General features: G+C 63.2%; 8 protein-coding genes. 4 read left to right on the top strand and 4 right to left on the bottom strand.

Translation table 11 applies throughout. From position 1 onward, the window contains the following. Nucleotides 1–121 precede the first annotated feature (121 nt). Nucleotides 122–739 carry a PAQR family membrane homeostasis protein TrhA gene (trhA, locus tag ACQ4W7_RS27440; RefSeq protein WP_426073082.1) on the bottom strand — a complete coding sequence of 206 codons (618 nt, stop codon included), beginning with the start codon at nt 737–739 and terminating at the stop codon, nt 122–124. 136 nt (nt 740–875) lie between these two features. Further along, nucleotides 876–2,354, bottom strand: coding sequence for an NYN domain-containing protein (locus tag ACQ4W7_RS27435; RefSeq protein ID WP_436534828.1), 1,479 nt, complete (start codon nt 2,352–2,354; stop codon nt 876–878). 391 nt (nt 2,355–2,745) lie between these two features. Here ACQ4W7_RS27435 and ACQ4W7_RS27430 point away from each other — a divergent pair, with 391 nt between their 5' ends. Continuing rightward, nucleotides 2,746–3,117: a flagellar basal body protein gene (locus ACQ4W7_RS27430; protein ID WP_426073084.1), complete on the top strand. Its 372-nt coding sequence runs from the start codon at nt 2,746–2,748 to the stop codon at nt 3,115–3,117. A gap of 14 nt (nt 3,118–3,131) precedes the next feature. On the opposite strand, the gene ACQ4W7_RS27425 is transcribed toward ACQ4W7_RS27430, so the two are convergent. Beyond that, nucleotides 3,132–3,728: a TetR/AcrR family transcriptional regulator gene (locus tag ACQ4W7_RS27425; protein WP_436534826.1), complete on the bottom strand. Its 597-nt coding sequence runs from the start codon at nt 3,726–3,728 to the stop codon at nt 3,132–3,134. A 139-nt stretch (nt 3,729–3,867) separates the two neighbouring features. On the opposite strand from ACQ4W7_RS27425, the gene ACQ4W7_RS27420 reads away from it, so the two are divergent. Genes ACQ4W7_RS27420 through ACQ4W7_RS27410 form a run of 3 tightly spaced genes read left to right on the top strand, consistent with a single transcriptional unit; the run spans nt 3,868 to nt 6,761 of the window. Beyond that, nucleotides 3,868–4,929 carry a sugar phosphate isomerase/epimerase family protein gene (locus ACQ4W7_RS27420; protein WP_436534824.1) on the top strand — a complete coding sequence of 354 codons (1,062 nt, stop codon included), beginning with the start codon at nt 3,868–3,870 and terminating at the stop codon, nt 4,927–4,929. 27 nt (nt 4,930–4,956) lie between these two features. Beyond that, nucleotides 4,957–5,835 carry an alpha/beta fold hydrolase gene (locus tag ACQ4W7_RS27415; protein ID WP_436534822.1) on the top strand — a complete coding sequence of 293 codons (879 nt, stop codon included), beginning with the start codon at nt 4,957–4,959 and terminating at the stop codon, nt 5,833–5,835. Then, on the top strand, nt 5,832–6,761 hold the full coding sequence (locus tag ACQ4W7_RS27410; RefSeq protein WP_436534820.1) for an alpha/beta hydrolase: 930 nt from the start codon (nt 5,832–5,834) through the stop codon (nt 6,759–6,761). The genes ACQ4W7_RS27415 and ACQ4W7_RS27410 overlap by 4 nt, the downstream gene beginning before the upstream one ends. 53 nt (nt 6,762–6,814) lie before the next feature. Here the strand turns inward: ACQ4W7_RS27410 and ACQ4W7_RS27405 are convergent, their stop codons facing one another. Next, entirely contained in the window at nt 6,815–7,354 is a 540-nt protein-coding gene (locus ACQ4W7_RS27405) for a molybdopterin-dependent oxidoreductase (protein ID WP_426073089.1), read from the bottom strand. Between the last annotated feature and the right edge of the window lie 15 nt (nt 7,355–7,369).

Here is a 7,369-nt window from a genome sequence, read left to right as displayed (position 1 = left end):
TCGTTTGCCATTTGCGCGTCCAAATATTGAAAGTAAACGCCTTTCTTGGCAGGTTTACAAGCAATATTTTTGCCCTACGGCCAAACCGAGCACTAATCCTTCATGCAATCGCCCTGCTACGTCAGGCAACGTAGAACAAAATGGCGATAAAATGACAGCTACTGCCCGCCAGCACGAACAAATGCCAGATGCCGTGGCCATGGCGCAGCTTATGGTCGGTGGCGTAAAAGACGATGCCGCCCGTATAGCACAGCCCGCCTGCCACCAGCCACAGGAAGCCGTTCCACTCGAGCGCCGCCAGCAGCGGTTTAATGCCGATCACGACCAGCCAGCCCATGGCCACGTAAATCACCAGCGACAGGATGCGCGCGCCTTTCGCGTACACATATTCCTGCACGATGCCAAGCAGGGCCAGGCCCCAGACGACGCCGAACAGCGACCAGCCCCATGGCCCGCGCAGGGTCACCAGCATGAAGGGCGTATAGGTTCCCGCGATAAGCAGGTAGATGGCGCAATGGTCGAGCCGCTGCAGCACGACCTTGGCCTTGCCGCGCACGCTGTGGTACAGGGTGGAAGTGAGGTATAGGGTCAGCAGCATGGCCGCATACACGCTGCAGCTGACGATTTTCCAGGGGTCGCCCGTGCGGGCCGCCGCGACGATCAGGATGACGCCGCCGATGGCCGCCAGCGCGGCGCCCACCGTATGGGAAATGCTGTTGAACCGTTCACCGTGGTACATGCTTGACCGCCCGCTGCGTTAAAAACAGGCTCATCGTACACGCTTGGGGAGATCGGGGTGCGCGGTTTGCGCAAGGCAGGGCCTGGAAAAGCCGGGGCGCATGCGATTGCCGCCCCGCTTATTGCTGCTCAGACTATCAAGCTGCTTCCGCCTTTTTGCGCGCGGGACGGCGCGCCGGGGTCTTGCGCGGCGCCTTGGCCGGCTGGTCTTCCGCCACGACGGCCACTTCCACCGGTGCCGCTGCGACAACAGGCGCTACTTCCAGCACGGCGTCAAGCGCTTTCTTGGCCGGCTTTTTCGATGCTGCCGCCTTGCGGGCCGGAGTGCGCGGCTTGGCCTTAGGCTTGGCTTCGGCGACGGTTTCCACGACCACCTCGACTACTGGCTCGGGCACCGGCTCGGGCGTTGGTGCCACCTCGACCGCCTCCGCGCGCGCTTCACGGGCGCCATCGCCATTCTTGCGGCCACCACGGCCATTGCGGCGCGAACCGCGCTTGGCGTTGCCCTCTTCGGCCACGGCTTCGGCCACCTCGTGCGCGACCTCCGGCTGCGGCGCCGGCGCATACTGCTCCATGACGGCGACGACCGATTCGGCCTCGGCCACCGGAACGAAGGCCTGTGGCGCTTCACCGCGGCGTTGTTCGTTCTGCTTGCGGCCGCCACGGCCATTGCGGCGCGAATCGCGGCGGCTGCCGCCTTCGCGGCTGTTGCCCTCTTCCGCCGTCACGCCGGTCTCGCCACTGGCGATTGTCTCGCTGGCTGCATCCGCGTTCACGGCAGCCGGCACGGCCACCAGGCCGCTGCTGCGGTAGACATACGCGCCCGATTTCTCGTCACGGCCGAATTCCAGCAAGCCGCGCGTCTGCGCCTCTTCCAGCAGGTTGCCGAAGGTGCGGAAACCGTAATACGATTCGCTGAAGTCCGGCTTGCGGCGCTTGATCGCTTCTTTCAGCATCGAGGCCCAGATCTTGCCGCTGTCGCCGCGCTCGGAAACCAGCGCGTCGAAGGTTTCGACGGCCATTTCGATCGCTTCCGTCTTGCGCAACTCGTACTTTTCCTTGCGGCGCAGTTCTTCGTCGGGCGAGCGCTTGGCGGTTGGCGTGTCTCGCGCGTCGCGCTTGGCGGCCGTGCGGCGGCTCTCGCGCACCAGGTCGTCGTAGAAAATGAATTCGTCGCAGTTCGCCACCAGCAGGTCGGAGGTCGACTGCTTGACGCCCACGCCAATCACCTGCTTGGCGTTCTCGCGCAGCTTCGACACCAGCGGCGAAAAATCGGAATCGCCGCTGATGATGACGAAGGTGTTGACGTGGGCCTTGGTGTAGCACAAGTCCAGCGCATCGACCACCAGGCGGATATCGGCCGAATTCTTGCCGGACTGGCGCACGTGGGGAATTTCGATCAACTCGAAGTTCGCCTCATGCATGGTGCCCTTGAAACTTTTATAACGGTCCCAGTCGCAATATGCCTTCTTGACAACAATACTGCCCTTGAGCAGCAAGCGTTCGAGGATGGGCTTGATATCGAATTTTTCGTAATTTGCATCTCGCACGCCGAGCGCGACGTTCTCGAAGTCGCAAAACACGGCCATGCTGAGGTTTTCTGGGGATGACGCCATAAGGGTGAATTCTCGCTGGATGATAAGGGCTGACGGGAAGCGCAACGCCTCCCTTTTCGCCTAGTATATTCGCCCATCCCCCGTTTCGGCGACAACTATCGTGCGCGGCAGCCTATTGCGCGCCGCCGGCGGCGCGCGCACTGGCGCCGGCAACCGGCCAAACGACGCTTTCATCGACCGAATACAACTGGAATAAAGCAAGCCAGGTGGAAAATCGCAGACTCCGTAGATGACTTCCCTGCCGGCCCAGACAGTGAGTACCACAGAACAATATTAAAACGACGTGACGCATATATTTTTGTGGCCACCAGCTGCGAAAAAATTATTGCCTTACGCCACCACATTTTCCCCACCGGCAGGAGTACACTAGGTGCATTGCGAAGGAGTTTTCATGTCCATATCCGCCCTCACCACCGGTACCTCGGGGCTAACCGCCAACCAGCGCGCGCTGGATGTGGCCGCCAACAATATCGCCAATGCGAATACGCCGGGCTTCCAGCCGCAATCGGCCAACTTCCAGGAAGCCAGCCCGGCCGGCACGGGCGTCACGCTCTCCGTCGAAGGGCGCAAGCTGGCTGCCAGCGAAAGCGTCAGCGGCGCCAATGCGAATGCGGTCAAGGCGGCTGAAAGCCGGCCGAACGGCGTGGGCCTGGCGTCCGAACTGACGGATAACCTGGTCTACAAGGCCGGCTTCAACCTGTCGGCGAATGTCGTCAAGGCGGCCGACCAAGCCTTGGGCAGCCTGATCGACGTCAAGACTTGAAGCCCTGAGACTATCTACATCATAGCCAGCGACAGCGGCGCCATGGCAGGCGCAATCAGCGCCAGCAGCCGTTCGGCCGGAATGCCGTCGCGCGCCTGCACCGACAAGCCATGCAGCAGCGCCGCATAATAATCGCCCAGCGCCTGCACGTCCGCTTCCCCTGTTAACTCTCCCGCCAGCTGCGCCGCGCGCAAGCGCTCGATGACGGCTTGCGTGCGCGCTCGGCGATGTTGCGCCAGCCAGTCGGCGATGCCGGCGTTTTCCGCACTCGTATTCGTGGCGGCCGTGACCACCATGCAGCCTTGCGGCTGGCCACTGCGCGTGTACAGCAGCACCGCTTCTTCCAGCATGCGCGCCACCGCGTCGCGCACATTCAAGCTGGCGGCCAGCGCGTGCACGGCAAACGCGCCCTCGCCCGACTCGTACAGCTCCACGGCTTCGCGGAACAACTGCTCCTTCGAGCCGAACGCCGCATAGATGCGCGCCGAGGCGATGCCCAGCGCCGCCACCAGGTCGGCCATCGATACACCCTCGTAGCCGCGCGTCCAGAATGCGTCGCGCGCTTTTGCCAGCGCCAGCGCGCGGTCAAACTCCCTCGGTCTTCCTGCCATTCTGATCCTCTGCTTGCAAACTGGCGGCCAGTATAACGCCTGGCATGCCACTATATTTGCGATTTATTTTGCAGTTGCACCTTGACCGCGCAAAAAATTTCGCCTATTCTTTGTCGATCGACAAACAATAGGAGCCGATATGAAAACCATCCAAGGACCCAGCCTGCACCTGGCCCAATTCGCCGCCGACACGGCGCCCTTCAACACCCTGCCTGCCATCGCCGAGTGGGCGGCCGGCATGGGCTTCAAGGCTTTGCAGATTCCCGCCTGGGATGCACGCCTGTTCGACGTGGCGCAAGCTGCGCACAGCCAGCAATACTGCGACGAGCTGGTCGCCATGCTGGCCGGCCATGGCCTGGTCATCAGCGAACTGACGACGCACATCTTCGGCCAACTGGTAGCCGTGCATCCGGCCTACGACGCGCTGTGCGACAGCTTCGCGCCGGAACACCTGCACGGCCAGCCGGCGGCGCGCACGGCGTGGGCCATCGAACAGGTCAAGCTGGCGGCCATGGCCTCGAAACGCCTGGGCCTGACGGAAATGGGCACGTTTTCCGGCTCGTTCGCCTGGCCTTATCTGTTCCCGTTCCCGCAACGCCCGCCCGGCCTGATCGAAACGGCCTTCGACGAACTGGCGCGCCGCTGGCTGCCCATCCTCGACGTGTGCGAAGAACAGGGCGTCAACCTGTGCTATGAAATCCACCCCAGCGAAGACCTGCATGACGGCATCAGCTTCGAGATGTTTTATGAGCGCGTGGGCCGCCATCCGCGCTGCAAGATGCTGTTCGACCCCAGCCACTTCGTGCTGCAGCAGCTGAACTACCTGGAATTCATCGATATCTACAAGGACCACATCCGCATGTTCCATGTGAAGGATGCGGAGTTCAATCCGACGGGACGGCAAGGCATCTACGGCGGCTACCAGTCGTGGGAAAACCGCGCCGGGCGTTTCCGTTCGCTGGGCGATGGCCAGGTCGATTTCAAGGCGATCTTTTCGAAGATGGCACAGAACGACTACGCGGGCTGGGCCACGCTGGAATGGGAATGCTGCCTGAAGGACCAGGAAGTGGGCGCGCGCGAGGGCGTGGCTTTCATCAATGCCCACATCATTCCCGTGACCGGCAAGATCTTCGACGACTTCGCCGGCGCCCCCGTCAGCGCGCAACAGATCAATACCCTGCTGGGCATCGGGCACAACTAATCAACTGAATCAATACAAGGACACACCATGCATCAACATGAAGACAACTACATCCACGACTATGTGCGCATCGATGGCCAGCGCCTGCATTGCGTGATTGCTGGTACCGGCAAACCCGTGCTCCTGATCCCCGGCTGGCCGCAGACCTGGTATGCCTGGCGCCACGTGATGGCAGCCCTGGCGGCCAATGGCTACCAGGCCATTGCCATCGACCCGCCAGGCAGCGGTCACTCCAGCCGCCCGGCCGATGGCTACGATACGGGCGCCGTGGCGGCCACCCTGCACCGCGCCATGCTGGCCCTGGGCCACGCGCAGTACGATGTGGTGGGACACGACATCGGCATGTGGGTGGGCTATGCGCTGGCCAGCGATTTTCCGCAGGCCGTGACAAAACTGGCGCTGACGGAAGCCGTGATACCCGGCCTGGCGCCCGCGCCGCCCATCTTCGTGGCGCCGTCCGACAACATCTTCCTGTGGCACTTCATGTTCAACCAGGTGCTCGATTTGCCGGAAATGCTCACGGCGGGCAAGGAGCGCGAATACATCCGTTTCATCCTGGACCGCTGGTCGTACCGCCGCGACAAGGTGGCCGTCGACGTGTATGCGGACGCCTACGCTACGCCGGGCGCCCTGCGCGCGGGCTTCGCCTACTACCGCGCCATTCCCGAAACCATCCGGCAAAACCTGGAGCGGGCAAAACACAGCCTGCCGATGCCCGTGCTGGCCATCGGCGCCGACCACGCGACGAATGACGCCCCCCTGCTGACCATGCAGGGCAAGGCCGACATTTTACAAGGCGCCATCGTCGCCGAATGCGGGCACTTCATCATGGAAGAACAGCCGGAAGCGTTCATCGCCCACCTGCTGCCCTTCCTGGCGGGAGAAAAGTCAGGAAACAACGCATGAGCCTCGATCCACTGATCGCCGTCTGGCTGGAACAGACTAGGGATGCGCCGCCCCCCGCCTCGCTGGCAGACTTGCGCGCATCCACGGAAACGGGCTTGCGCCAGCTGCATGGGCCATTGGAAGACGTCGCGTCGATCAAGGATTATGTGCTGCCGGGCGACCATGCGCTGACCGTGCGCGCCTATGTGCCGGCCGGCGCGGATACGGGCAAGCCTCTGCCGGCCATCGTCTTCGCGCATGGCGGCGGCTGGTGCCTGTGTTCGCTGGATCTGTACGACAATCCGTGCCGCGCGCTGGCCAACGCCACCGGCTGCGTGATTTTTTCCGTCGACTACCGGCTGGCGCCCGAGCACAAGTTCCCCGTGCCGCTGGACGACTTTTATCGGGCGCTGTGCTGGGTCGCCGAGCACGCCACGGCGCTGGGCATCGATGCACGACGCCTGGCCGTGGGCGGCGACAGTGCGGGCGGCAACCTGGCTGCGGCAGCAGCATTGATGGCGCGCGACCAGGCCGGCCCCGCGTTGGCGCACCAGTTGCTGCTGTACCCGGCGCTCGATTTTGCCTTCGACACGCCGTCCTACCAGCGCTATGCGGAGGGTCATTCGCTGACGCGCGAAGCCATGCGCTTTTGCTGGTCGGCGTACCTGAACGAGCCCGCAGACGGCACGCATCCCTACGCGGCGCCACTGCGGGCAACTTCGCTCAAGGACTTGCCGCCGGCGACCGTGCTGGTGTGCGAATTCGATCCGCTGCATGACGAAGGCGCGGCGTTTGCGCGGCGCTTGCGTGATGACGGCGTGGCGGCGCAATGCGTGCAGCTCGACGGCATGGTCCATGCATCGATGCACATGCTGGGCCTGACGCCAGCGGCGCGCGGCCTGTTCGAAGTGGCGGGCCAGGCCATGCGGCAAGCGCTGGCCGCATAAAAAAATCCCGCCACGGAGTGCTCCGTGGCGGGATGCTTCATTGCAGGCGCCTATCAATCCACCAGCTTGCGCACCTCAATGCCATTCAACCATTTCACGTGGCGCGGACCCGTGCGCATGTCTTTCGCCGAGATGAGGGCGATCTCGCCATCGTTGTCGTCGAGCGCCTTGCCGTTTTTTTCGTAGTAGACGATCACGCCCTCGCCGGCCGGCGCGTTATACAGCTCGCCCCAGGAAAACACCACCGCATAGCCATCGGTGGCCGTGGCGATGATGGCGAGCTTCTTGACGTCGTTATGCCCCGGCGCATCGAGCACCGCCTTGTCGAGGATGTCGCGCAGGCGCACACCCTTGTAGCTGGTGATGGTCTCGGCCTTGTCGCCGTTGTGGCGCGTGACGGCGATTTCCCCGCCATTCGCGGGCGGCAGCTGGCGCAGGTCGGCCACCTTCAGGATCAAAGGCGTTTCCACCATGCCCGTCACGGCGAGCGCGTGGCTCATGTTGTCGCGCGCGGCAGCGGGTGCCGACCACGCGGCCGGTGCCGCCGCCAGCAACGACGCCGCTGTACAAGCAGCAAATATTTTCTTGAACATGCTATGTCCTTTCAT

Source organism: Janthinobacterium algoris (genome assembly GCF_051380935.1).
Classification (GTDB): Bacteria; Pseudomonadota; Gammaproteobacteria; order Burkholderiales; family Burkholderiaceae_D; genus Janthinobacterium.
The sequence above is the reverse complement of the archived record's forward strand: the minus strand, read 5'-3'. Positions and strand labels throughout refer to the sequence as shown.